This window comes from Olivibacter sp. SDN3 (assembly GCF_014334135.1).
In the GTDB taxonomy this organism is placed as follows: Bacteria; Bacteroidota; Bacteroidia; order Sphingobacteriales; family Sphingobacteriaceae; genus Olivibacter.
Window position 1 is genome coordinate 215,059 of the sequence record NZ_CP060497.1, and the last position, 23,781, is coordinate 238,839.

The following is a 23,781-nucleotide window of genomic DNA, read 5'->3' on the forward strand; positions in this document are numbered from 1 at the left end:
ATTCAATACATTCCTTATCATAATCCGTTTTTATAATACTGTTGTCGGACTGAAAAGTGTTGGTACGTACCAGACATAAAAATGGAGAAAGGCAAACCCTCGTGGTCCATTTAAGGACCCTCAAGTTTAGCCTTCCTCCTGGGGATTGTTATAGAGGATCATGGATCACACAAAACAGGTTGGTCAACCTGAAATATGCGCGGGTTATGTTTATTTCTCAAAATGGTAGCCGCCAAAGTATTTCACCGGCGACCATGACGGTAACGGATCCGCGATCTTTGGCGAAAGATCACTATATTTATCTGAGCCGTAAACTACTCTTCCGCCTACTACGGTCAGCACAGATTGCAAGTTTTTAATCTGGTCATCAGGCACAGCAAAGTAATCATCACTCAGCAGCACGAAGTCTGCAAGATTTCCTGGTGCGATGCGTCCCTTGTCACTTTCCTGATACTCGAACCAGGCGGCACCGATGGTATATAATTTCAAGGCTTCTTCACGTGTCAGGCGGTTATCCCCAGCCAAAATGACGTTACCAGAAACGGCTTTGCCAGTCACTGCCCAACTGATCCCTATCCATGGGTTACCGGGAGAGACGCGGAAAGCATCCGATGTCAACGACAAAGGAATGCCGCTTTTTATCAAAGCCCTGAATCTTGGTGTGTACAAAGCTTTTTCTCTGCCATGGGTCTTTGCAAAAGCTTCTCCGTGCAGCGCCATTTTTGCGTCAAGAGCTATGCCGCCGCCTAATTTTTTTACCCTTTTGATATTTTCATCACTGATCGTTTCTGCATGTTCAATACTCCAACGCATGCCGTCCAGTGGTGTGGTCTTGACCACTTCTTCCATCGCGTCTAGGAAAGGGGTTATATTTTCGTTGTACGTTATGTGCAAACGGAAGGGGATTCTCTTTTGTATGAGCTTACGAACATCTTCTTTGGCGTATTCTCTCATTTTATCTTCTGGAATGATGACAGTTGGTCTATCAAAATTCTCATGGTCATGGATCTCAGCACGGAGTAGCTCACCGGTCCCCTCATACTCATAGCCATGCTCCAGATTGGGGTGCAAATTTTGTCCCGGGCTCAAAGGTGAGATCTTCGTGATCCTTTCTATCTCGGTATCTACCCAGTTTTTTTTGGGATCATAACTGAACCCGAGGTCAGCGAACGGAAATCGGATATTTAGCCTATTCTCATTAATAAGGGTTTGAAGGGGTGCGTGACCTTCAGGGTAACCAATGAGGCTGGAGTTGTCAATGACAGAAGTTATTCCGAAACGGTTCAGGTCTTTGATCAGATATTCAAGGGAGCTAACCTGCTCCTCTGGTGTCGCTGTTGGCAACATGGTATCCATTGCCAGAAATACGAAAGTATATCCTTCGATCACCCCCGTATAATTACCTTTATCGTCCTTTTGAAGTTCGGTACCGGGTAGCATCGGGAATTTTGACGTGCCGACCCCGAAGAATTTCATGGCCGGCTTGTTGAGCCATACCCTGTTGTAGGCATACTGAACATAAAGAGGCTTGTCTGGCACCGCTTTGTTCAATTCTTCAATTGTCGGATAACGTTGTTCCTTAAATTGATAGGGAGACCATGCGCCGTGCACCTTTACCCAATGACCATCCGGTGTTCTCGCCGCTTGCTCGGTCAGCATTTCAAGCGCCCTTTTAAGCGTCGGCACATTATCCCATCGTACCTTATGGTTAAAATTCTTCTCGTTCAGCGGATGCATATGCGAATCTTCCAGTCCGGGGATCAGGCGTCTGCCGTCTGCGTCGATCAGGTGGGTGTGTCCATCTTTAAGGGCAAGGATCTCGTCATCGTTGCCGACAGCATAGATCCTGCCGGCACTTACGGCAAGCGCTGTGGCCTGCGGCTGTGCTGCCGTCAGGGTCGTGATCTTGGCATGATAAACGATCAAGTCCGCACCGGCAGATGGCTTGCCCGTTTGCGCATATGATCCTGACCCGATAAGTGCTGCTGTGAGTAATGCAATGGTTTTTTTCATCTGTTTGTATTTTTATTTTGTTTATTTATTACTTGCTTGTTTCCAAAGGCATTCATGCTACCTTCGGCGGTTTAGTTGTCAGATGGAGCCTTTGATGATTCAGATAATCATTGTCCTGTGTGCTTAATGATTATTGACAAGCAGTTAAAAATTTTGGTATCAATGAGCTCGCTGTCGTTTCGGTTATCTGAATCATGTCGGGTTCATGATTGTACGTTAGTGATATAATAAAATTCCCAATGTTATATCGCCTTTATAGGCAATGCGTATCTTTTGTGCGAGCAGGATCGAAAGCAAATTTTCATACATTTCTGATCAAAATTTAAAACCTAAGAGTGAACTAATAAAAACCCCATCTTTATGCTGCGGTATCACGTCGTTGATAAAATCCCCGGTCTTAAAATATTGTACGCCCGCATTGTAGCTCAGAAACTTGCTGATCTGCCAGGATACCGTAGAAATGTAAGCCGTGCCAATATATCGGCGGTTTGAATTTGAGGAACCCAGCCTGAGCGTACCATCCGGAAGGTAAATACCGTCCTGTAGGGATTGCCGCCAGGAGAATACCGTCTCTAAGGAAAGCAGCACATTCTCGACCGGGTTCCAGCTCAAGTTCGGATGAATAGACAGCAGGTTTGCCGGACCGGCCTGTGGGTTCATACCGAAATAACCGCCGTTCGGATATAAAGCGTTAAATGTGCCCAGTTTACCGTCGCCCTTGGCATCGTCGCCTGAAATAAAATCGCTTCGGAGCTTTACTGTCGGAGCCCCGTTCAGATTAGCGAAGCGATAAGCGATATCCATCGAACCGCCCCAAGCGCGGATATCTGCCGCACCAAACTTACCCAACTGATAACCGATCTCAAAGTTGTAAAGCACTTCATTTCCGTTCGCCCACAACCGGGCACCGACGGTCTGGCGGTTTTCAGCGGCAACACCATCATCAAACCTGGCCTCATCCCGGTTGATACCCATATAATAAAGGTCTATATGGAGCATTTTAGCCGCGTTATGTGTGCTATAAATACCCCAAAGGCTCGATTTTCGGCTAATGGGATTATCAAACACACCGGTCTTTACACGACCGGCCGCCATGAGGAAAGCATCAATGTTCCATTTTGGGGAAGTATATGCCACCTTGGCTCCGTCGAAATACAAGCGCAGGTTGGGGCCTTCGCGGACATCGAGCAGCCGGCCGCTACCGTACTGCAATTCCTGGCGTCCTAACCGGATGGTCATCCTATCATCCATTCCCTTGTAAGGGATCAGGTCTATGAAAAGGTTTTGAACATTCAGCTGATCTTCATCGATAGGCCGCGGTCCGTTCTTTCGCCCGTTCTCCAAGCCGCTTCGTAACTGCCCGAAGATCCTGATCCTGCCACTTAGATGCAGATCAGCATGCAGCTGGTACCGCTGTAGCAAGAAAATATTTCTGCCGACATTACTTGCGCCCCAGTCTTCGTGCTGTGCCCGGTCCAGTTCAGCCCTTAGCTCGCCACCGAAGGAAACATAGGTTCTTCCGCTTTCCGAAAGCGGCAGGTATTTCAACCGATTGTAAAAGGTCCTGGTACTACCCTTCAAAGCTGAATAATCTTCATTAAAACGTAACAGTTTGAAATTTTGGGCATAGGAAAATTTTACCAACACTAAGAGACTTACTAGTAATACAGTTTTTAGTTTCATCAGCCGTGCATATTATTGATTGATCTCCTGATCCGTTTTGGTTGGGGTCGTTTTCCTTTCATCGTGTATCGTTTTGGTTCCCAAAGGAGGGTTACCCCCCGTTCGTATATTTATGTATTTCCATCCCGTTCAAATCATTTTTTGCAGCTTTTCAGAACGGCAATCAATAGAAATATGGATCCCGTGTACTGCATGAACATCATTATAAAATGCCATACAAATCTCAGCAATCGGAATGCAACGGAACGAAGATATTTGTAGGAAAAGTACGTAGACAAAGGTCTACTGTTTTAATTGAGGCAAGAAAATAAACTGGTTTAAACAACTCTTGCCGGCGATTGTCACGGCATAAGGCATCTCTATAGATGCTTGGTTAAGATCCTTAAGGGACATTCATCATTTGGCGATAGGCAGAAAAATGTTCTGCCTATTAAGACAAGAAATCGACATAAAAAATATTCAGGCCATATTTCATACCAATGAATGAATATTTTTTATCAAAGATTTCATCTGGCCGTTAAAAATCAAATTATATTCAGATGAAATAACCATGTTATTTTAAATTGTGCCGGCGTTTGACCCGGCTTAGCGTATCTTTATTGATACCGAGATAAGAAGCAATGACATGCTGAGGAAAACGACCAACAAGCTCGGGATAACATTCAGCAAAATCTATATAACGCTTTTCAGCAGTGAAACTTATTGCAGCTGTGAGGCGTCGTTCATTGGCCATGATGTTACGTTCGTCGAGCTTGTTCATCATTTGCCGAAAGGCAGGAACCTTTTTCTCCAACTCCTTAGCGTTATCTAAAGTCATACAAAGCAAGTGGCATTGCTCCAAAGCATCGATATGGAATCGGCTTGGTGTTTGGTTTATAAAACTTTCACGGTCGCCCATCCACCAATCCTCGATCCCAAGCCTCACGATATGTTCCAGCCCCTTATCATCAACGAAATACATCCGCATCGCACCTTTTACAATAAATGCAAATTTCTTACAAACGTCTCCGTCCTGTAAAATGTATTTCCTTTTCCCTAATCTGACTGGCGTAAAGTTCTGCCTTATCAATTCCTTATCCTCCTCTGTTAGTGGTTGAGAGCTGAATTTTTCCAGATAATTAATGTAAGCGTCGTACATATAACCCTTGCGTCTATTTTAAATATTAAAAGAATGTTTGTGTTGTGCTAATATACGATAAGTTGAAATTTATTGCTAAATCCGTTGCAAAAATTATAATTCAATCCATTGAATTACTGACAGTTACATCACTAGGCTTCAATACTCGATCGTCGCCTTAATCGTACTTTGTTGACAAATATCTACGTTATTTTGCTACAAATAAAAAGCCACTTTAAGTCGGTAAAAGATACTTTGTATATTATAAAGGGAAAATGGGCGATAATGATTATCGCATCTCTGGTATCAGCGATAAAATGTTATTTAGAACTGCCGGCTTATGGCGGTATGCGAAAAATTGAATAATTCAGGGGATTTGTAAAACCATTTATGCTGCCTTTAAAAGTTAATAAACAAGCATAAATGCTCCATTCAGCCACTTAAAAACAAATAAAAACCGAATGAAAACAAAAAGCCTGCAAACGTTTAATTTGCAGGCTTTTGTATGTTTTGACTTCAAGATGTGTAGCCGAAACCGAACAAATCTCGAAACATTTTTTGGAAGATTTGGAGCGGCTCAACCCGTTAAGTCACGAAGTTTCTGATATAAGATAAGCAATATTCTTAAATCCAAATACCCTAAAAATTAGGGTATTTGGATAATACCTTTCCTCCCTTTTCCTGTGTTTTTGAAAATGCTAAATTTCTCAACTAATTCTCCTAAATCTCTGGTTGCAGTTAGTTTACAATCGTGCAATTCATTGGGTGCTGTTTGGCGTGAAATACTGTTGATTTCCTGATACTCTTTATTTGTGATTTTACCTTTTTCTTTCGCCATTACCAAAAATTTGGCAACGGCTGTTTCATCAATATCATCAAAACTTGCTCGCCGTTCAATCGTCTTTGCCAATGAAAATAGTGCTTCCGTTGGCATTTGTAAATCCACAAATCCATTTTAGGTATTCATCTCTCCAAGAGCTTTTGTATTCTACGTTTTGTTGTTCGGGCATAATTTATTGTTCTATTTTATCTCTAAAAAGCGCTGATGGTTGAAGGCAATATTTTTCCCTTATTAGCATGGGGTTTGGATAACAAGTTGTTTTAAAAACAGGAAGTAAACTCCATGGCTACCCAGTGCTTAGTGATAAAGTTATGGAAATTTTTATTAAGCCCGAGACTTTATAAGAAAACTGGAGTAAGACCCTAAAGAAAAAGAAGATGTCTAATAAATTGTCATGTTGAGCGGAGTCGAAACCTGCAGGTAGGCAGGTCTTGCTTCTAGGGAACATTTTGCCGAAATTCCTTAATAATCCCGTAGAGCCTGTCCCGACTCTGGCGGGAGATTAACGTTTGTAGAAAAAATAAGCAATAATATATACTGCTCCGTAGGAGCAGAACATCGAATGCGGCGGCCCCTCGGGTGAACGGGGCGGTACAAGTCTTAAAGAGATGCTATCTCGGCAGTCGTGTGCCGGTCTTACCGTGATAGTCGAGGGACTTCTTACCACCTTTAAACACGATATGGATATCAATGTGGTGTTGCTTATAGCCTGGCTGTATGCGGGCTCCCCGACGGGTGTCCTTGCGAAAGCCGATGTAGCTGATATCGCTGAGGTCATGGTCGGTTGACGCGTCATCCAATGCTTTTTTAAGCACGTCATATCGGATGGCATCCACCGTGAACAACCGAGCGGTGTCGATCTCCATGAGCGACATGAAGCCGGCATCAACGGAGTTCCCGCGGATGGTTACGCTGCTGACGGAACCAGGCATAGCCGCGTGCTCCACCCTTACCATTGTATAGTCTTTGTAAAAAAGCACGGATTCGATGCGTCGTTCGCCGATATACGCGATAGCGCGCTCATAGGCTTTTTCGGACATTTCCGGGTTAAAATTGCCTTTGTATTGGAAAACCAACTTTTGCGGAAAATACGTGATGTACATTCGTAGCCAGTCCATATTCCCGGTGGCCATAAAGGGTGCAAGGAAGCCGAAGCCAAAGGTCGCGAAAATCAACACCATGCTTACCGATCGCTTGAATACATTCGGATTACGACCAATCAAGAGCAGGAGCCCTGTCTTCCGCCGTTCGGGATAAATCTTTTCCGCCTTAAATGTTTCTATGTCTGCCCCGATTGCTTCCACAGGCTGTTTGGGCGTCACGATACCGTATCCTGGGTCGTGTTTGTCTTCGTAGAATGCGATAATAGTTCCCACTTCCAGCGGCTCAAGTTCTTCCACTGTCAGGAATTGACGTATCGTGGTTGCGTACGGCTCGCCGGATTCGGGGAACACGGTGATGTCGATAATCATGAGGTCGCGTGTCTCCACCATCCGTATGCCCGCATAAAGAATGTTGTCGATGCGTGCAGGCGTAGCCTTCCCGTTATTTGCTTGGTGCGTTGAGGTAAGTTGTTCAAGCCTCCGATCGGTATAGCGAAGATACACCGAGATGAGCAGCCATCCCAGGCCGATCGACCCGATAATATGGATGGGGCCGAACCAGATCGGTAAATAACCCATCAACAATGCGGCCAACGTCCCCACCACGATGCCCATTATAAGCCAAAGAAGTATCTTATAGCAAAAAATGCTGAGCCGCTCCCGGATCAAGTTAGGCGTTTGTGGCATCAGCAGTAGCATTTATGCATGTATCGATGAGCCCTTGCACCTCCGCCGGCTGAGTATTGCCCCATGTTTTGAAAAAATCGCCTTCGCCACCAAAGTTATCCATAACAAAACCCAGCACCGGCACCCGTGGTTCTGAAATCCCTAAAAAACGGTAGTCCATAAAACGAAAATACAAAAAAAAACGAAGCTTCCAGACTAGCTTCCTTCACTGGCCCGTTCCGTCAGTACCTCCTTTGGCTCAAAGGCACTTTGTTCTGTAAGAATTTTGTTAAGATCCCTTGAAAGCAGAACTGGAGCACATCCGCATCCAAATGGAGTGCTGGCCGTCCTGCGGTATGAACCTTTGAAATGCCTTGGTCGGCTTCCGTCACTATACACTCGGTAAATGATAGCACGTTTAAATTGGTGTTAAAAGAAGGTCACCCATGGGTAACCTTTCTTAATAGTAACCCGTAGGGGATTCAAAATATTGTTTTATCGTGACAAAAAACAGTGATTTTAAAAATTCGGAGGGTGTCGAATTTGGGTGAATTTCGACGAATCCTATAAAACGAAAAACCGACTTTAAATGTGTTTAAAGCCAGTTTTTGAAACTTGTTTGACGCTCTTTGGAGCCTCTTGGTAGACCCTAGGGGAAGAATATCGAACCGTTTTCTGGATGATTTACGACGAATTGCTAGCTAATTTCTTAATCTTCCCAAATAATACTAAGAATGGTTTTGTAACGTCTTGTTGGGATACAGTATTCGTAAAACGGGGTATCTTCCTCATACTGGTTCAAATTGAACCACGTCGATTTATTTATCGTTTGCGCTTTTTCTTCCAATTTATAGATGAAATCATAATTATTTTGTAGGTATTCCACAGCGACGGAATCCGAGGGGGGCGACAGTCTATTATAATCACCCATCCAGACATTTAAACTGTCCGACTTCTTCCAATATCTGACTTTTCCATTCTCAATAAAAACCAAACATAAAGGATGAAGTTGCTCAAATTGTATATAACGGAATATAGTAGCTGTAAGACTGGTCTTAAATCTTTCGGATAGTTGCTTGATAAGTAAAGGTGAAAATTTCTTTCCTTTAGCTTCTTTATAAAATAAACTTTCGGGCATCAGAAGCTCCGATGCAAACTCATTCGCTTCCAATTCTTGCTTACCATTCTTTAAAGCATTTTCCATCCCTTCTATTATATTAAAATTTGCAAAGGTATCATCGGGAAGTTGCATATTTTTATGCATTATCAGATGTCCTATTTCATGAGCGGCAACGAAACGCTTTCTTTCGGGAAACTGTATTTTTGAATTTACTTTTATAACTGCTTTACTGTTTCCAAAGATTATTTTACCATCACAATTGCTGAGTTCTTCTTCTATTAACATTGCATCTAAACCTGCAATGAATAAATCCATATCTAAATCAGTAATCTCGTCTAGGCCACAGTTTTCCAACAACCGTTTTGCTTGTATATGTGCATTAGTGGCTTTTCTCATTATTTTCCAATTCTTCTAATAATTGAACAAGATTTTGATCTTTGATAATCTCAATGAGATCTTCTTTCGAAAGCTTATCAAGGTTGCGATACAGAGCAAAGGATGGATTGCCTTGGATAAATTGTTTTAACATAGCTACAGGCTTCTCAATGTTTGATTCTATTGCTTTCTGAAATTTTACAACAAGTGCCTGTAGATCGTCATTACGTTTCTTTTGTGCTTTTGCCTTGGCTAAAAAAATAATTTGCTTTTTCTTCTTGTTATATTCATTTATATCTTGAATATTCTCATTTAGCAAATCATCAATAAGCTCCTTATCTGCTTCTTTATAGAAGGAGACCAATGCCTCATCTATTTTATTTTTTATATCCTTGCTCATATGATATTTTTTGCTTCTGATTTAATTTTTGACAATGTTCTTTGAAGACGTTTCGTGACATTATAAATCACTTTAACTTCTACTCCTAAATCCGAGGAAATTTCAGCAGGTTTATACATTCCATCCATCCAGCATTCAAAAACAGTTAATTCTTCATCGTCAGCCCCCGCTTCCTTTAAGAGTTCTCCCAATCGAAGCCTTTTCTTTTCGAAATCGTATTCGGAGTTAGATGCCATCAGTTCGGGTAACTCATCATCATATTTAACGCGATTTGATTTAAAAAAATTACTTATCTCACTTTTTAAGCATCCGAATAAAAAATCATCAAACGAACAGGTGGCATTATCCCAATCTCTTGTTCCTTCTATAACTTTTAGAATTACGTCGCCTACAAAGTCAACAGGCTCTTTTCCATTGAAGCTTTTTATTCCTACAGAACCTAAGCGGTTTAATGCATAGGCATTCATCCGGTCTATGACCGCATCTAAATCGATCGATTGTATAGCTTCAACAAGATTCATTGGCTTAATCTATGGTTAGATGCTAAGTTCCGAAAAAAAATTGCCATTAGTGGCAAAAAAAAATGAAATGGTAGCATATGTAATTGAGAGCTTCTAAAATATATTATGAAGCTTGATTTTAAGTCAAATTTAGGATATTATGAGTAAAAAAAACCAACATGTCGTGCCCAAAGGAGATAATTGGGCTGTTAAAGGAGCCGGGAACACAAAAGCGACCAAAGTAGTTGAAACACAGTCAGAAGCTGTCAAGATAGCGCGCGGAATTGCTATTAACCAAAAATCAGAAATTGTTATCCATAGACCTAATGGCCAGATTAGGGATAAGAATTCTTACGGAAATGATCCGTTTCCTCCAAAAGACAAATAACATTCGAATGAAAGGGAAAGTAAGTTTTATTATTGGTATCCTTGGATTCGCTATCTGTTTCTTTTTAGAGAGTGGTGAATCCAAGGCCACAATTTTCAAGATTTCGTTAGGTTTCGTCTTAGGAAGTCTTATCGAATTCATTGTTTTCTTAGTTGAGAACCGACGACGTTGGGGAATGCTAAAGACTTTCATTATTAAACCCAATAAGCCAGTAAGGATAACAGTTGCTTACTTGTTCAGGATCGAGATTAATGGAAAGTATATACTCATTAAAAGGCACAAGAAAGATAGGATCGGCTATCAGCCCATAGGGGGAGCGTTCAAGTACTTCAAGGAGGAGAATCGGGAGTTGTTTGATAAGCTCGGAATTGAACCTTGCGACTTAGTTCCCCGAGACGAGGACACAGAACATGATTTAAGGATTAGAATAAATAAAAGGAAAAAACTTATTGAATTTTTAAAATGGTTTGAGAGTAGAAAAAATCGGGAAATCGATCCATGGAGGGAATTCTATGAAGAGCTTATTGAACCTGGCCTTCTTCCTTCGGAGCCTTTTAAACACGTCAAGTATGCTTTCATTGGCAATCATAAAGAGGGTGTGATACCGTCTCCTGTATTTCCAATTGATGAATTCAGATATGCAGAGATATACGAACTAAGACTTGAGACAGACGCACAAAAAAAAGCTATAGCAAACCTTCTAAACAATGAAGGAGAGATAATCTTTGCCAGTCCTGATGAAATAAGGCGGGGCGCTACAGAAAAAGGAGAAATCATATTACCACATACGTTTAAAATTTTACCACGATGATTAGTTTGAGTGACAAAAAAACACAAATTGATGACATTCTTGATAAGATGGCAGAAAATTTGCAACTTGGAGACTCCAGGTATGACCGAATGAAACAGCATTATGAAGCTGTAAAGAACTGGATTGAGAAAGATGAAAAATTTTTCAAGCCATTTGCTTATGAAGTTTATCCTCACGGATCAGTACGCATCTTAACAACCGTAAAGCCTATTGGCAAAGATGAGTTCGACCTGGATATTGCCTTGCATCTTAAGACCTCTCATATTTCACACACGCCTCAAAAAATCTACATAGAACTAAAACGCAGGCTAATGGAGCATGAGAAATACAAAGAAATACTGGAGGCTAAAAACAGGTGCTTACGGTTAAAGTATCATGGAGACTTCCACATGGACATATTGCCTGGTATCCAAGAATTTGATTGGGATGACGATAGGCTCTGCATCCCAGATCGATCTTTAGGACTTTGGGTTAGCAGTAACCCCCGTGGATATGCGAAATGGTTTTTGGATAAGGCCAATTCTGTTAAGACTAGTTTACTGGAAAAAGCTCTTCAAGCAGAGAACATACCAGCAGATAATTTTCGATACAAAAAGCCGTTACAGCGTGCTGTCCAGCTAATAAAGAGGTACAGAGATGTATATTTCCAAAAGGATGCGACGTATAAAACCTCCAGCATCATTTTAACAACAATTGCAGGACAATACTATGACGGGGAGGATAGTATTTTTGATACTGTCGAAGGCATAGTTAATCGTATGTCAGAAAACATTCAATACTTGCCTGATCGTATAAAAATACTAAACCCGGTAAATCAACAGGAAGACTTTACTGATAAATGGGATAAAGAGCCGGCCTTTTATGAAGCATTTAAAAACTTCCTACATCATTTATACAATGAGTGGCAAGAATTGAAAAAGGAGCATGGAGTCCTTCAGGAAGGGCAAATATTGAAAGGTTTGTTTGGTAGCGACCTCTTTATAAATGCTCAACGAAGTCAAGTTGAGCAACTGGAAGATTTCAGAAGGCAGAAGGCTATTGGAATCAGTCGAGGTTCAGGCAATATAGTTCAAGTGGGAACATCATCAAGCACACTTATCAAAAATAACACTTTTTATGGTTACTAATGCGTTATTCAAATAGCATATTGAATCCTAAAACTGTACTCGTTCAAGCACAGGCTATACGTAGCAGATGGCCTGGGTTTAATGTCACAGTATCAAGCGGCAGACTGAAAGCGATCGGAAGCTTACAGCCTACTTCGCGAAGCAGCGCATATAGCATAAAAGTTATTTATTCTCTCAATCAGCATCCTGACATATTTGTACTTGATCCTAAGCTAAAGCGCAATCTTAATGACGAGAAAATCCCGCATATGTATTCGCAGGAGAAACTCTGTCTTTATCGACCTTTATACGGCGAGTTTAAGTTCAGCGATCTGATCAGCGAAACTATCATCCCATGGGCATGTCTTTGGTTATACCATTACGAGATCTGGCACTTGACCGGCGACTGGTTGGGAGGAGGAGAACATCCAAATGAGTAAGTTTAAGTCCTAATCGAACAGCTTTTTCTGTTAAAATGGGAACAAACTTAATTGAGGATTGATGATCGCTGCTTGTTCTTTAATAACGGGGGGATAAAATACGCCAATGATAACAAACGGGTTTAGAGATCTCTTTAAATGCCACTCTTTTGTTGTTCCTAAAAACAAATAAATATCCCTTTTTATAAAATTATCCCAATATTGCTCTCTCACTTTTGCCAATGCAACCTTTTCACTTTTATGTTTCTTTAAACAATTAAAATACAATTGGCCTATCTCCCAATCCTCTATCATCAATCTAGGTTGTTTTCCATTTTCATCCTCAAATTTATAAAAAAATTTATACGGAATCTTTTCTATGAGCTTCCGTGGCGCATGGTTTGTTTCGAGTGATGAGAACAAATCAAGCTGGGCTAATTGGTCTTTCCATTCCTTTTTCCATTCCCGATCATCCTCTTCAATTTCAAAGCGGATAAGTTTATGCGGTTTGAATGTTGCTAATGAAGTGTTTGTAGGTGCTCTAGAGTCTTCAATCAATTTATCAATACTCGTGTATAGATTTTTAGTGCACACCTGCTTTCTTAGATTCCATGCTATGTTCTTAGACTTAGTGGATCCTTGTATTGCTATACTTTCTTTAACCACAATATCAGAAAAATCGTAATTTCTAGGAGAGTGACTCTCAGGTCGAAAATCATCCCGACGTCTTTGGACGTCTAGTTCTATCCAAGTGAACTTGTATGTAGTTACAATTCCGTCCTTTCTCAACCCGGACAAGAACTTAAACGGGACAGGATAGATTCTAATCCATGTTCCGTCCTCTAAAATACCGGCTGTGCAAACTAGCTCATCATAGCTTCTTGATGGTAATGGATAGGTTGTTACGGTGATAAGGATCTTTTTTCTTGTTACCAAGTTAAATATGCTTAAGTTCATAATCCCACTCCTCGAGGTGGGTGATAGCTTCAGCCAAAGGTTTACGATGACATTGGCAAATGTTAGCTTCAAAGCAAGTTAGCGCAATTCTGTGATATTTTTGCAATAATGTGAAAATTTTTTTTTGACTTGAAAGGGTTTCCTTAATAACGGATTTTTTGTATTCATCAAAAAGCTCATCATAATCCTTTTGAGAGTTAAGCTCTTGTCTGAACTCTGATTTGATACCCACTTCAGGAAAGTGTGTATACTCGATTCCTACCGATTCACACCCATTTTTTAGTTGAGATTTGGAAAAACCAAACTTCATGCTGGCAGCATTATTCCTCACATCACACAGCAGTTTAATGTTATTTTTAATCAATTTGTTGATGTATTCTTCCAAAGACAGTCCCTCATAACCGATTGTAAATAAAACCGTGGTATTATCAGTTGGCCTTGATTTTACCACCTTGTTATATTGTTCTTCTGTCAATAACCTTTTAGCGACCAAACTATTTATGGCGTAATATGGATGGGAGATATAGGTAGTTCTCATCAACTCCTCATTTGTTTTTTTGCCATATATTCTCTTGATGTCCTTAATAACTTTTTGGTCGGCGACTTTAAGTTGTTTTAAGTAATCGACGTCTGATATATAACTAATTGAATTTTCTTCAATATGCACAATATTGTACTTATTCAAAGTTTTGAGGTCAGACATACTTTGAAACGAATAGCAGCCGTATTTATACGGAACAAAATGGTAACTGCTAGAGCTTTGAGACCTAGTGACTAAAAAGAGCAATTTTTGCAACTGTATTTTATCCAGTACATTGCCAAATTGCTGTAATAACCCCAACAACAGCTTTCTTCTGTAAAACATTTTGCAAAGATAGGAACAATGCACTAGAATCTCTCATATTGATAATCTCGAAGAATGTTGATATACTCGTCAATTATCGTATAAGATATATAAAACAGTTTGAGAAAGAAGGGCCAAGAAATACGTTAATAAAACAACTTGCCCAGCAAAAAAAAAAAACGCACATCAGCAAGTTGGATTTAGGTTCTAAAAGGACTTTATAAGCACTTAAGGCGCGGCAAAAAAAAGCCCCTTGATTTTTGGTAAAAATCGAAGGGGCTAAAAATTGGCATATTGTAAGTTCTCAGCTATACAACAGATTTACCGCCTTTTTAAACTTCTCGTTCAAGCACTTTTCTTTAGCGTACCTCACCAAACACTCATTAAAAAAGATAGCGTTATGGTTAAAGCATAATTGTTCTGCAAAAACATGTCGGCTTTTAATCATATCATATTTCAAACGTTTAATGAGTTTTTCCGTTTCCCCTGCAAGATGAAGCCAAAAGTTAAATGTTATGATACTTTTGCTGCTCCATTCGTTTTCATAAACTGCCCTATTCTCAGATAGACTAACGCAAAAGGAGGATGTATATTCCAAAAGCGGTGCTATTTCTTCGGGAAAAAGCTGATGTATCAATTTGGCTTTATCCGTGTTTGTTAACTCATCTATCGATTTCATAATAAAACCGCGCCCTTTGTACGGTTGCGCTTCCGCTTAAGTTAAAACGTTAATTCAATGCAGCCGCGCCCACCTGCGCAAAGCCGTTACAAAGATCAAAGGCCGTCTGTGTCTGTTGCTGGGAAATTCCCCACATAAGGGACTTTAGTTTGTTTTCTCCGCTACCGTAATCATGAACATTTTGCAGATAGCGTGGGATAAGCTCCTGACGCCTTATCGATATTACTATCGGTAGGTTTCCCTGAACTCTCCCCCGAACCGTACGTACAACTCTCGCTGTATACGGCTCTCCACATAATATATGCAGTCTATTCACCGTTGTGGATTTTTCTATGGCAATCGTGACAGACCGCCAGTGTTTTCCTTCTTCTTGCCATCATGACCAACTCCCAAGGTTGCTTGCCCTCGACATCTTTCATTTTCCTGATGTGGTGCATTTCCAATTGTCCATTTGCCTCACATAACTCGCATTTCTCTGCTTTCAATCTGTCAATCAAGCTTGTAATAGACCTTGTGAAGTATACATCTGGGTGGTTATCCACCTTGTTGTCTTTAATAGCTTCGGTGTTTCTTTTGAAACCTTTGTTATAGAATACACGTTTGAGAGTTTTGCCCTTTTTGTTTTTATAGAATACAGTAAAGTCCTTGTCATGCATGTATTTGTTGAGGATTTTATGTACAGATGACTTGTACTTGGCCGCAAAGGTTCGGTACAGGCTGTATTCCATGATATAACCAAAGTGATTAATCTGTTTGAGATTGTTCACTAATGAATAGTAATTGTAAAAGCCCCGTACTTCAGAGTTGTATCTTGTTAAGATTTCGAGGTCATCGTTATTTATAAGTGAACCTCTATGCAATGGTTTCCAGACTTCTTTACCATTGTGATATTTTACCTGTACCCGACGGTAGTAGAGTAATTTTTTCAGTATGGTTGAACGGGACACCCTTAGCATAACTCGTTTGTTGTGGGCTTTCTTTAAAAAGCCATTCTTGTCTCTCATGCGCAAGTCAGACCTTTGGACAGTGATTTCATAACCGAGGAATATTGCAGGTTTCTTTGAATGGGTAATCAGTGTCTTTTCGTCTGAAAGAGACAGCTTTAATTTTTCATTTAAGAAGTTTTTAATATCCTCTTTAATGAGCTTGCATTCGTCTTTTGAACCGATGACACCTATTATAAAGTCATCTGCGTACCTCACATATTTCAATCGCCTGTAGTTTGCATCCATTTCGTTGCAGCGTTCGATAGAAAGTCTTTTTATCTCAAGCATTCTAATCTCCTTTTTCAGGAGCACTCTCTCATTTTCATCTTTTTCAAGTTTCAATTTCCCGAGCAGATAGGATTTTCGGTATACATTATTCTTGGCAATCTTTGTAATTTGTCGCCTCTTTCCCTTGTCGAACCTTGTAGCATAATCTTTCATGTACTTATCCAGTTTATCAAGGTAGATATTTGCCAGTATGGGGCTTATAATACCACCTTGTGGAGTTCCACTGTAAGTTCTGTGATAGACCCAATCTTCAATGTATCCCGCATTAAGGAACTTCCGTATAAGTCTGATGAACCTGTCATCTGTTATCCGTTCCCGTAAGATGTTCAGCAGTACCTCATGATTGATATTATCGAAGAAACCTTTAATGTCCCCTTCAATGAACCATGCTGCGCCGCTAAAAGTCTTTTTGACCTGTACCAGTGCAGTATGGCAACTCCTCTGAGGTCTGAAACCGTGAGAGCTATATTCAAACTGCTTCTCGAATATGGCTTCAAGTATCATCCGAATAACCTCCTGCACCAATTTATCGTCAAAAGACGGAATACCTAAAGGGCGTTTCTGACCATTTTTCTTGGCTATATAAACCCTTCGTGATGGATTGGGCTGATACGTTTCATCTCTGATAGTATCAATTAGCTTTTCAATCCGTTGTAAGCTCATACCGTCAATTGTGGTATCATTTGAGCCTTTGGTCATGTTTCCTGCTTTAGCATAGATCTTTTGGTAAGCAGTGTAGTACATTTCCACATTGAAAAGAATGCGATAGAGCCTTTCAAATTTGTAACCTGAAATTCTACTATGCTTCGATAGACTGTTTAATACAGATTCTGGATTTCTCATAATGTCTCTCACATTTTCCTTTATTTGTATTAAAAATATTAGCTGCCTCCCTTCGCCATGTACAGGGCTTTCCCCTGCTCGGACTACTACGGAGGCTCCGTTGCCATGTCGGATATTCAGAGACTGCTCTCATAGCCACGCCAGTGGCTTTCCGATTTAGGTCAATCCCCGTTTAGAAGTGCAATAACATAGCTCGATTAGATTGTCGGATATGACTTATCCTTTACTACTTATTGTAGTCGTGCCGATAGTCTGTTCATGCCCTACTTCCAAACAGGCGAGAAGTGGGTACTATCAGAGTGACGATTTTAGTTGCCTTACGTCAATGCTAGTGCCGTTGCCACTCGGATCATCATTCAATCAGATTCGATTTTATCCTCATATCTATTCATTTCATCTTCCCAATTCAGTCGCAACCTGACAACTGGTTGACTTTTTGGATTCACCGACATGCTACACTCCCTGTCCAGTTTCCCTTCCAGATAAGTCGGTTGATGATAGGCTTCAAAGAACACTCGCCTAATACCTCGCTACAGGTATATTTATTGCACATCCAGTACGGGCGCATCCGTGACCGCATTATAACAGCCATACAGCGTCCCGTTTGTTGTTGGGTCAACCTGAGAAGGGTTATTAAAAGCATAGGCTAAAACAGCATCAATTTTTTTATTGAACTGGGTCGATAGTTCTTCTTCTTTCTCGCCCAATATCTTGTCCAATGCCTCTTTACTGGGAGCTAAGGCCAATTGTATCAAGCGTTTGAGATTGGTGTCTGTAATACGGACTTTTGACCAGTGGTTGAAAATCTCCTGAAGTTCACAACTAACCGTACGGCTTATCCCTAACAGCTTATGTGCCTTTTTCAGCTTCTCGTGTGCACTGACTGTATGCCGTATCTTAACAATCCTTTCTGTCGTCCGAAGGGCTGCATTAAGGCTGTTGTTGCAAACGATCCTGATCGGTGTAAATGCAGCTGTAATACTGTTTGTCCCGTCATGCGCAGTGGTAAGGAAAACATATTGATCGATAAGATCATCACGGCCGACCCTGATAAAGTCAGGCAACTTAGCTGTGATAAATATACGCTCCCCCTTTCCCAAAGCCCCGGCCGTTTCATACAGAATCCCATTCTTTGCCCCGACAATGCTATCAAAAAACTCGAATGCAAAAGCGTTCTGTACCACTTCATAATCTTTCCCCACATGCTCGCCCAAAACTTCCTCATTGTCGGTTCTATAGGTAAAAAAACTATTTTCTGAAAACCGTTCTTTTCCGCTCGGGAAAACCTGCATGTTGGGTGATTTCGCAACTTCATAGTTAAGCCCCGCACATTTTATGGCTTCCTCGCTTGTAGGATAATCCTGCAATATTGTACCTAGACTATGCCAAGGGATTTCCTTCACACTGAAAAAAGAATGTTCTCCTGTAGTGCCATTATAATTGATGTTGTGTCCCATTTCCTTTAATTTTAGTATTACTATTTGTGGTCGTACCTGCATACTCACAGATAAAGGCCGTTAACTGAACTTGAAACTCTCCAGGGTTTTCTTCTCTGAATTCTTCCCCGTAACCTTCCCAATACAGTCCGTCCAAATACTCTAAAAATGCTGTTTCCATAGCATAAGTGATTAATTTGCCCCTTGCCGTAAATGACAAGGGGCATTGATAACTAAGCAGGCAATTGGATTTCACCTTCAATCTCGGCTAATCTATCCATACAAAGTGTGTTGATGTATTCGGCTACTTTCTTGATGATGTACGGATTTTTAGTGATAAACTCCCTCCGCTTATCGTCCTCAATCGATAGTACGCATCCCTGAAAATGGTTGCTGTCAGTTTCTTCCGCATCGTCTTTTTGGGCGACTTCGAAAGCATTGAGTGTATCAATGGTATCGATCAGCTTATCCCGCTGGATTTTCCTACGATGCAATTCTTCCACGAGCTTTAAGGTGCTTTCTAAGTTCAGCGCAAGTTTTTCCAATCTGGGAGCCGTTTCTGTCGCTTTCTGCTCTTTTTGCTCTGCTATTGGAGAAGCTTCTTTTTTTGCGTCTACAGCATTCTCTTGCTGTTTTTCCTGAGGCAAAGAAGGCTTTATATTGCCCTGTGGTTTAACTCCATTTTGTGCACTGTTTTTTACAATATTCTCCAAATTGCTTTTGCTGTTTATTTCTGTAGTTTTCATGATTTCTTTTTTGATGTCAATAATTCCGTTTATGTAATTTCCTTTCTTGGGCAGAGCGAGCGGAAAACCGCTTCAATCTGCTGTTAGCTCAGTGGGGGGCTTCTGCCTTTAATTTTTTTCATAGCGCCTAACTTTTAAGTCCATCGGGCGCAGGGGCCCTCCGGCAATTGTTAAGCAGCCTCACCTTAATAGAATCCCCATCCGTGCAAGGCTTTGCCGAAAAAAATACGCTCGCGAGGAACGAGCGAGGAAGATTTTTTTCGAGCAAACCAACGGGCAGGCTTGCTCGGGTGGGGATTGTTTAATTTTTTTGCTAACGAATCGCCGGGGGGTACGCAATCATTGAGCGTTTTATGGGCTAAAAGAACATTAAACGAAGGGTTTGACTTGAAAGGCAGGCAACTGGCCGATGAGGGACGAGGCTGCCTGTTGCAAAAAATAAGAGGATAGCGGCTTCAAGGCACGAAGAAGCGGCTATCCTCTTGCATTTTACAGAAGTTTATATAAAAAAGTTAATGGTACTATGTTCTCAATCGCTGACTTTTGTATAAATCAGTGTTTCTCCGTCATCTTTCGGCCATTCCATTACCCCTTTATCAAGATTAAATTTGAGAATTTTCACACCTCCTCTTAGTTGACCTACAATACGCAGCGTGGTATCACCGGTCTGAAAATCCGCAACCAATATTGATCCCGGCTTTCCCTTATTCCATATCCCGGCAACTTTATTTACAGGACGTTTGGGGTCATCCTTTTTTGCATTGCTCCAATGGGCTACTACCTGAACATCAAATTTTCCGTCATCCGTTGATTTTATTTCCACTGTATCTTTATAATAGTCAAAAGTGGATTCACTTTGAGATGCATATTTACCAATTAGCTGATCTTTTAAGTCTGTTTTCCCTTTTGGCGATAAACAGGAAAACGTAAAAAATGAAATCGATAACAAAACGATCCATCTAAAATTTTTGCATGCTTTCATAATCAGGAGTTTAGCTAACAAAACTCAAATATAAACTAATAAAAAAAAGATTAAGAAAGTATTACTCGAAACAGGCTAAATTGGCATACAAAAAAGCCGCTATCATACCATAGCGGCTTTTCTTCTTAACCAAGAAACTTACTTAGCATTCTTCTTTGCGGTAACTTCGTTGCGTATTTCTTGCGCTAATGTTTTTGTGTTCTGAAGTGCGCCTCGTAAGCGTGTGCCTGCTGCTTTGTTTCCTTTTTCATAAAATGCCTGTGCATCTTTTTCGGCCGATGCAATAAGTTCTTTCAGTGCTGCGAATTTTTCCATGATACAGATTGTTTTTAAGATCAAGATATAGAGGTCGTTTTGAAAAACCCTAAATCTTTGTGATTATAATTGTTTAATACCGAACAATAGGCTTGGCCGGTAACCAAATCTATTGTTCAAAACCCTAAAATACGGCAAATCACTTTACCGGGCAATACCTGCCGCTCTTTCCTGCTTATTTTCTCTGGATACTTTACCCTGTTGTTCGGCTTTTACTCCCGGCTTTAAAAATTCCTCCCGTTTTTCAGGCTTGCCATTTTCAAGGAAGAAGTTGGCCTTACGGAACCTTACCGAGGCTTCTACATAAACGTTAACCGTTTCTCCGCTGGCTTTCTCCGCTTTTACAAGCTCCCTGTTTCCGTTCATGATTCCTGTAAAGATCTTTTCCGCCCTTTCCGGATTTTCAAGATCTTTAATATTAAATGACTTGAGTGATTCTTTAAGATCAAAACCATAACTCGGGTCGTGGAATATCCTTGTCGTGAGATTATTATACCTGTCACGGGGTTTGTCGGTATTCAGCATTACCCATGCTTTATAAACCATACCCTGTATATTCAGCAGATCATCCCGGTACACGGCGCGTCCCTGCACCAGATTCCCTGCCTGTTCCTTATTGAATCCTTTTCCTTCTTCTACGTAAAATGTCTGTGGTATGGGACTGGCATAATAGGCAGATTGGAAAGTTTTTGCCACAAAATTCACCTTTCCATTTTCCATGTTGGCAACCATACTTTTATGGGCAACATCTTTTCCAATGGCAAGTTCGGCATTTCCTTCTTGCTTTTTGAACAGTTCAATGGCTTCATTAACGTTATCAAGCTTCTTTACGATGTTTTTGCCATCGTCGCCTTTTAGGATAACCATATATTTCTGCCCCATCTCCAACGGGTCTACTTTGTTGTGCACCGCGTCAAATTTGTTGAAGTAATAGAAATCCGATTGGCTGGATTTTTTGTAATGCAGCGTAAAATCAATCTGTCCTTTTGCCGTTGCAGGCATACTGTCATATGCTTTAAATTCGGGAACACCCAGCTTGATATTTTCTTCAATCTGTGCAATGGTTTTTGGGCTAAAGCCAAGGTTTTTAGCTTCGTCGATTCTATCCTCTAAATTGTTCAGATTCATAATATTCAATTTTAAGTTTACGTTTATTGTTAAATATGAAATGGTTGTATTCTTTTCCTTTTAGGAAAGCGGATTCTTCCAACCTATCTAGTGTTTTTTAAATCATTGTTCTTTAAGAGTACAGACTCCCCGGCTTTTACCTTAACCTTTATTTTGCGGACTTTTTTGCTGATTATGTTTTTAGCGGCATCCATACCTGCACCTGCTACCTGCGTAGCAATGGAGCCATCTAGGCCGTACATACCAATTCCACGCACCAGATTGTCCGTCCCGAGATTTGCCGCTTCCGTGATGACCGCTTCGGGTGCATAGAGGCCCTCCATTCCGTCGAGGCCATAAACGCTCAGGTTTACAGGGATAATTGATGTTCCCAAGCGGATATTGCGAATATTCAGCATGATCCGTTGATTCGCTATCCGGCAGGTAGCGAATAGGTAAAAGCCTTTGGGAATATGATGGCCTTTGATGACCATACTATCCTGCAACTGAAGCCTCAATGTAGCTCCCTGTACTACCTTTTGTTTATTGGTAATGATCGCCGGTATCGCCCTGAAAAGGCTATCCTTCTCTGGAATCATCTCTTTTTCGCTTTGTAGCTTTTCTTTGACCCGCTCGGGGTGCTGAATATCCAGAATCGTCTGGAGCAATCCGTTGAGCTGCTCCACCTCTCTGTCATCAGTGCTGTCCGTATGCATGCTTTTCATTAGCGCTTCCAGCCGATCTACTTCGTTGTTCATCTCTGATTTGGGGCTGGGTTCCGCCATTGGATTTTCAACTACAGCTGCAAAAGGAAATTTTTCCTGTTTTTCCTGTGGCCTGCTGATTTCCTGTTGAATTGCTTTTAGCTTTTCATCAATTTCCTCGGCTTTTGGATTTTCTTCCGGCGAGAAACCTAGCCTATTTATGACGTTTTCAATACCCTCCTGCTTTTTTTCCTCATCACTTGTCGCCTGCCGGTAAAAATCCATCTTATCACGGGGCTGGTTTTTCTGCCTGAATGCAGCATCAGGTAATTCCGTACTGATGCCTTTCTTTTCGGATTGGGTATCATCCTTCGTTCCCATGCCGCCATCCAATGTATAAAATGCAAATACCAAAAAGGGCATTACGAGCAATGGCAAAAACAGCCATATTTTACGGGTGTCTCTCTTTTTTTCCTGTTCCATCATTATATTGTTTTTTATTGATGATCAATTTCAGTTCAGTACCCGGACCAACAGGTAAATACAGTAGGCGCTGGTAGAGAGAAAGCACGAGAGAAAAGCGAATAGTAAAACCCATCGGGGTAAGCCACTGGCTTTTTTATTCAAAAAGGAAGCAACCCGTTTCTGTCCCGTGATGATTTTCATCGCTATCCGGTAGGCCGTTTCATCCTGTTCATGTTGCCGCTGCTTTCTATCCTGTTGTTTCCGATATAGTTTCATGGCAACTGATTTTCATTTTTGAGGACTTCCCAGTGCTGTATCAGAAAGCCATGTGGGTTATTATCTGTCTGTTGCTTTAAGTCGCGCACTTTCCCTTTAGTAACCAGCCTCTTCAATGCCGTGCTGGTTGAGCGGGTGAGCTTTTGGGTAGCATAACAGATAAATGTGTAGGGATATTGGTCTATATCAAGCACGGTGCTGTCCACCTCAATTTCCTGCGAGATATTGGCCGAGATCAGGTTGTTATAATAACCCGATTCCTTCAGGTTGTCATACTGCTTCTTGGCAGATTCGTCCGCGAGATAAAATGCCTTTGAGACGCTGGCCTCTATCGCTTTGTCGTCCGGAATGAGGTTAAAAAAGTAGTAGTGGAACGTTTTGATATGATCCCGTAGCTCAACAGGCAGGTTACCTTGCCTATGTGTCGCAAGGGCTTCCAGCACCTTCCCGTTATATAGAATATAAATCCGTTGCTGAGCCGCTTCTACCATCTGATAGCTTTTGTAGGCACAGAAACAGACGGTCAGTACATTGGCCAATATCAGGAAAATGCTGAACCTTTTTATATGTCTGAATGCCGTGTCGATATTTCTGAATTGTGTAAACATAGG

General features: G+C 41.1%; 29 protein-coding genes. 5 read left to right on the forward strand and 24 right to left on the reverse strand.

All coding sequences use genetic code 11. From position 1 onward, the window contains the following. Positions 1 to 210: 210 nt before the first annotated feature. From H8S90_RS00980 to H8S90_RS01020, 10 genes are all read right to left on the reverse strand, one after another. Positions 211 to 2,013 carry an amidohydrolase gene (locus tag H8S90_RS00980; protein WP_187340799.1) on the reverse strand — a complete coding sequence of 601 codons (1,803 nt, stop codon included), beginning with the start codon at positions 2,011 to 2,013 and terminating at the stop codon, positions 211 to 213. A gap of 315 nt (positions 2,014 to 2,328) precedes the next feature. Continuing rightward, positions 2,329 to 3,696: an alginate export family protein gene (locus H8S90_RS00985; RefSeq protein ID WP_187340800.1), complete on the reverse strand. Its 1,368-nt coding sequence runs from the start codon at positions 3,694 to 3,696 to the stop codon at positions 2,329 to 2,331. 553 nt (positions 3,697 to 4,249) lie between these two features. Then, positions 4,250 to 4,834, reverse strand: coding sequence for a Crp/Fnr family transcriptional regulator (locus H8S90_RS00990; protein ID WP_187340801.1), 585 nt, complete (start codon positions 4,832 to 4,834; stop codon positions 4,250 to 4,252). Between the two features lie 625 nt (positions 4,835 to 5,459). Further along, positions 5,460 to 5,759 (reverse strand): hypothetical protein, encoded by a 300-nt coding sequence (locus H8S90_RS00995; protein ID WP_187340802.1) that lies wholly within the window; start codon positions 5,757 to 5,759, stop codon positions 5,460 to 5,462. After that, on the reverse strand, positions 5,707 to 5,823 hold the full coding sequence (locus H8S90_RS26370; RefSeq protein ID WP_370525677.1) for a helix-turn-helix domain-containing protein: 117 nt from the start codon (positions 5,821 to 5,823) through the stop codon (positions 5,707 to 5,709). Before H8S90_RS26370 ends, H8S90_RS00995 begins: the two co-directional genes overlap by 53 nt. Before the next feature lie 442 nt (positions 5,824 to 6,265). After that, entirely contained in the window at positions 6,266 to 7,372 is a 1,107-nt protein-coding gene (locus H8S90_RS01000; protein WP_222852207.1) for a hypothetical protein, read from the reverse strand. A gap of 55 nt (positions 7,373 to 7,427) precedes the next feature. After that, entirely contained in the window at positions 7,428 to 7,604 is a 177-nt protein-coding gene (locus tag H8S90_RS01005) for a hypothetical protein (protein ID WP_187340804.1), read from the reverse strand. A 528-nt stretch (positions 7,605 to 8,132) separates the two neighbouring features. Next, a complete protein-coding gene (locus H8S90_RS01010; RefSeq protein ID WP_187340805.1) occupies positions 8,133 to 8,939 on the reverse strand; it encodes an ImmA/IrrE family metallo-endopeptidase in 807 nt (268 codons plus the stop codon). After that, positions 8,923 to 9,318, reverse strand: a complete 396-nt coding sequence (locus H8S90_RS01015) for a hypothetical protein (protein ID WP_187340806.1) — start codon at positions 9,316 to 9,318, stop codon at positions 8,923 to 8,925. Before H8S90_RS01015 ends, H8S90_RS01010 begins: the two co-directional genes overlap by 17 nt. Next, positions 9,315 to 9,839, reverse strand: coding sequence for a sigma-70 family RNA polymerase sigma factor (locus H8S90_RS01020; protein WP_187340807.1), 525 nt, complete (start codon positions 9,837 to 9,839; stop codon positions 9,315 to 9,317). Before H8S90_RS01020 ends, H8S90_RS01015 begins: the two co-directional genes overlap by 4 nt. Positions 9,840 to 9,978: 139 nt before the next feature. On the opposite strand from H8S90_RS01020, the gene H8S90_RS01025 reads away from it, so the two are divergent. From H8S90_RS01025 to H8S90_RS01040, 4 genes are read left to right on the forward strand one after another with little or no spacing between them, the layout of a single operon-like run. Then, the gene (locus H8S90_RS01025) at positions 9,979 to 10,206 is read left to right on the forward strand and encodes a DUF2188 domain-containing protein (RefSeq protein ID WP_187340808.1); all 228 of its coding nucleotides are present in this window, start codon (positions 9,979 to 9,981) and stop codon (positions 10,204 to 10,206) included. 7 nt (positions 10,207 to 10,213) lie between these two features. Then, positions 10,214 to 11,017: a hypothetical protein gene (locus tag H8S90_RS01030; protein WP_187340809.1), complete on the forward strand. Its 804-nt coding sequence runs from the start codon at positions 10,214 to 10,216 to the stop codon at positions 11,015 to 11,017. Further along, positions 11,014 to 12,144, forward strand: a complete 1,131-nt coding sequence (locus H8S90_RS01035; protein WP_187340810.1) for a nucleotidyltransferase — start codon at positions 11,014 to 11,016, stop codon at positions 12,142 to 12,144. Before H8S90_RS01030 ends, H8S90_RS01035 begins: the two co-directional genes overlap by 4 nt. Continuing rightward, the gene (locus tag H8S90_RS01040) at positions 12,144 to 12,563 is read left to right on the forward strand and encodes a hypothetical protein (RefSeq protein ID WP_187340811.1); all 420 of its coding nucleotides are present in this window, start codon (positions 12,144 to 12,146) and stop codon (positions 12,561 to 12,563) included. The genes H8S90_RS01035 and H8S90_RS01040 overlap by 1 nt, the downstream gene beginning before the upstream one ends. A gap of 30 nt (positions 12,564 to 12,593) precedes the next feature. On the opposite strand, the gene H8S90_RS01045 is transcribed toward H8S90_RS01040, so the two are convergent. From H8S90_RS01045 to H8S90_RS01080, 8 genes are all read right to left on the reverse strand, one after another. After that, positions 12,594 to 13,478: a hypothetical protein gene (locus tag H8S90_RS01045; protein WP_222852208.1), complete on the reverse strand. Its 885-nt coding sequence runs from the start codon at positions 13,476 to 13,478 to the stop codon at positions 12,594 to 12,596. A gap of 1 nt (position 13,479) precedes the next feature. Next, positions 13,480 to 14,184, reverse strand: a complete 705-nt coding sequence (locus tag H8S90_RS01050) for a DUF488 family protein (protein WP_222852209.1) — start codon at positions 14,182 to 14,184, stop codon at positions 13,480 to 13,482. Between the two features lie 463 nt (positions 14,185 to 14,647). Continuing rightward, on the reverse strand, positions 14,648 to 15,022 hold the full coding sequence (locus tag H8S90_RS01055; RefSeq protein ID WP_187340814.1) for a hypothetical protein: 375 nt from the start codon (positions 15,020 to 15,022) through the stop codon (positions 14,648 to 14,650). A gap of 49 nt (positions 15,023 to 15,071) precedes the next feature. Next, a complete protein-coding gene (locus tag H8S90_RS01060) occupies positions 15,072 to 15,338 on the reverse strand; it encodes a hypothetical protein (protein WP_187340815.1) in 267 nt (88 codons plus the stop codon). Next, a complete protein-coding gene (locus H8S90_RS01065) occupies positions 15,331 to 17,139 on the reverse strand; it encodes a reverse transcriptase/maturase family protein (protein WP_002979465.1) in 1,809 nt (602 codons plus the stop codon). The genes H8S90_RS01060 and H8S90_RS01065 overlap by 8 nt, the downstream gene beginning before the upstream one ends. Before the next feature lie 542 nt (positions 17,140 to 17,681). Then, positions 17,682 to 18,596, reverse strand: coding sequence for a DUF932 domain-containing protein (locus H8S90_RS01070; protein ID WP_255501756.1), 915 nt, complete (start codon positions 18,594 to 18,596; stop codon positions 17,682 to 17,684). Continuing rightward, complete coding sequence (locus H8S90_RS01075; protein ID WP_187340816.1) at positions 18,574 to 18,756, reverse strand: hypothetical protein; 183 nt, start codon at positions 18,754 to 18,756, stop codon at positions 18,574 to 18,576. The genes H8S90_RS01070 and H8S90_RS01075 overlap by 23 nt, the downstream gene beginning before the upstream one ends. A gap of 52 nt (positions 18,757 to 18,808) precedes the next feature. Continuing rightward, on the reverse strand, positions 18,809 to 19,321 hold the full coding sequence (locus tag H8S90_RS01080) for a hypothetical protein (protein ID WP_187340817.1): 513 nt from the start codon (positions 19,319 to 19,321) through the stop codon (positions 18,809 to 18,811). A 213-nt stretch (positions 19,322 to 19,534) separates the two neighbouring features. Between H8S90_RS01080 and H8S90_RS01085 the strand changes: the two genes are divergently transcribed. Beyond that, positions 19,535 to 19,771, forward strand: coding sequence for a hypothetical protein (locus H8S90_RS01085; protein ID WP_187340818.1), 237 nt, complete (start codon positions 19,535 to 19,537; stop codon positions 19,769 to 19,771). A 79-nt stretch (positions 19,772 to 19,850) separates the two neighbouring features. On the opposite strand, the gene H8S90_RS01090 is transcribed toward H8S90_RS01085, so the two are convergent. From H8S90_RS01090 to traK, 6 genes are all read right to left on the reverse strand, one after another. Continuing rightward, positions 19,851 to 20,303, reverse strand: a complete 453-nt coding sequence (locus tag H8S90_RS01090) for a hypothetical protein (protein WP_187340819.1) — start codon at positions 20,301 to 20,303, stop codon at positions 19,851 to 19,853. A 138-nt stretch (positions 20,304 to 20,441) separates the two neighbouring features. Continuing rightward, on the reverse strand, positions 20,442 to 20,618 hold the full coding sequence (locus H8S90_RS01095) for a histone H1 (protein ID WP_187340820.1): 177 nt from the start codon (positions 20,616 to 20,618) through the stop codon (positions 20,442 to 20,444). Positions 20,619 to 20,762: 144 nt separating this feature from the next. Then, on the reverse strand, positions 20,763 to 21,746 hold the full coding sequence (locus H8S90_RS01100; protein ID WP_187340821.1) for a hypothetical protein: 984 nt from the start codon (positions 21,744 to 21,746) through the stop codon (positions 20,763 to 20,765). An 83-nt stretch (positions 21,747 to 21,829) separates the two neighbouring features. Next, positions 21,830 to 22,915: a conjugative transposon protein TraM gene (traM, locus tag H8S90_RS01105; RefSeq protein WP_187340822.1), complete on the reverse strand. Its 1,086-nt coding sequence runs from the start codon at positions 22,913 to 22,915 to the stop codon at positions 21,830 to 21,832. Between the two features lie 27 nt (positions 22,916 to 22,942). After that, positions 22,943 to 23,170, reverse strand: a complete 228-nt coding sequence (locus H8S90_RS01110) for a hypothetical protein (protein ID WP_187340823.1) — start codon at positions 23,168 to 23,170, stop codon at positions 22,943 to 22,945. Beyond that, positions 23,167 to 23,778 carry a conjugative transposon protein TraK gene (gene traK, locus H8S90_RS01115; protein ID WP_187340824.1) on the reverse strand — a complete coding sequence of 204 codons (612 nt, stop codon included), beginning with the start codon at positions 23,776 to 23,778 and terminating at the stop codon, positions 23,167 to 23,169. Before traK ends, H8S90_RS01110 begins: the two co-directional genes overlap by 4 nt. Between the last annotated feature and the right edge of the window lie 3 nt (positions 23,779 to 23,781).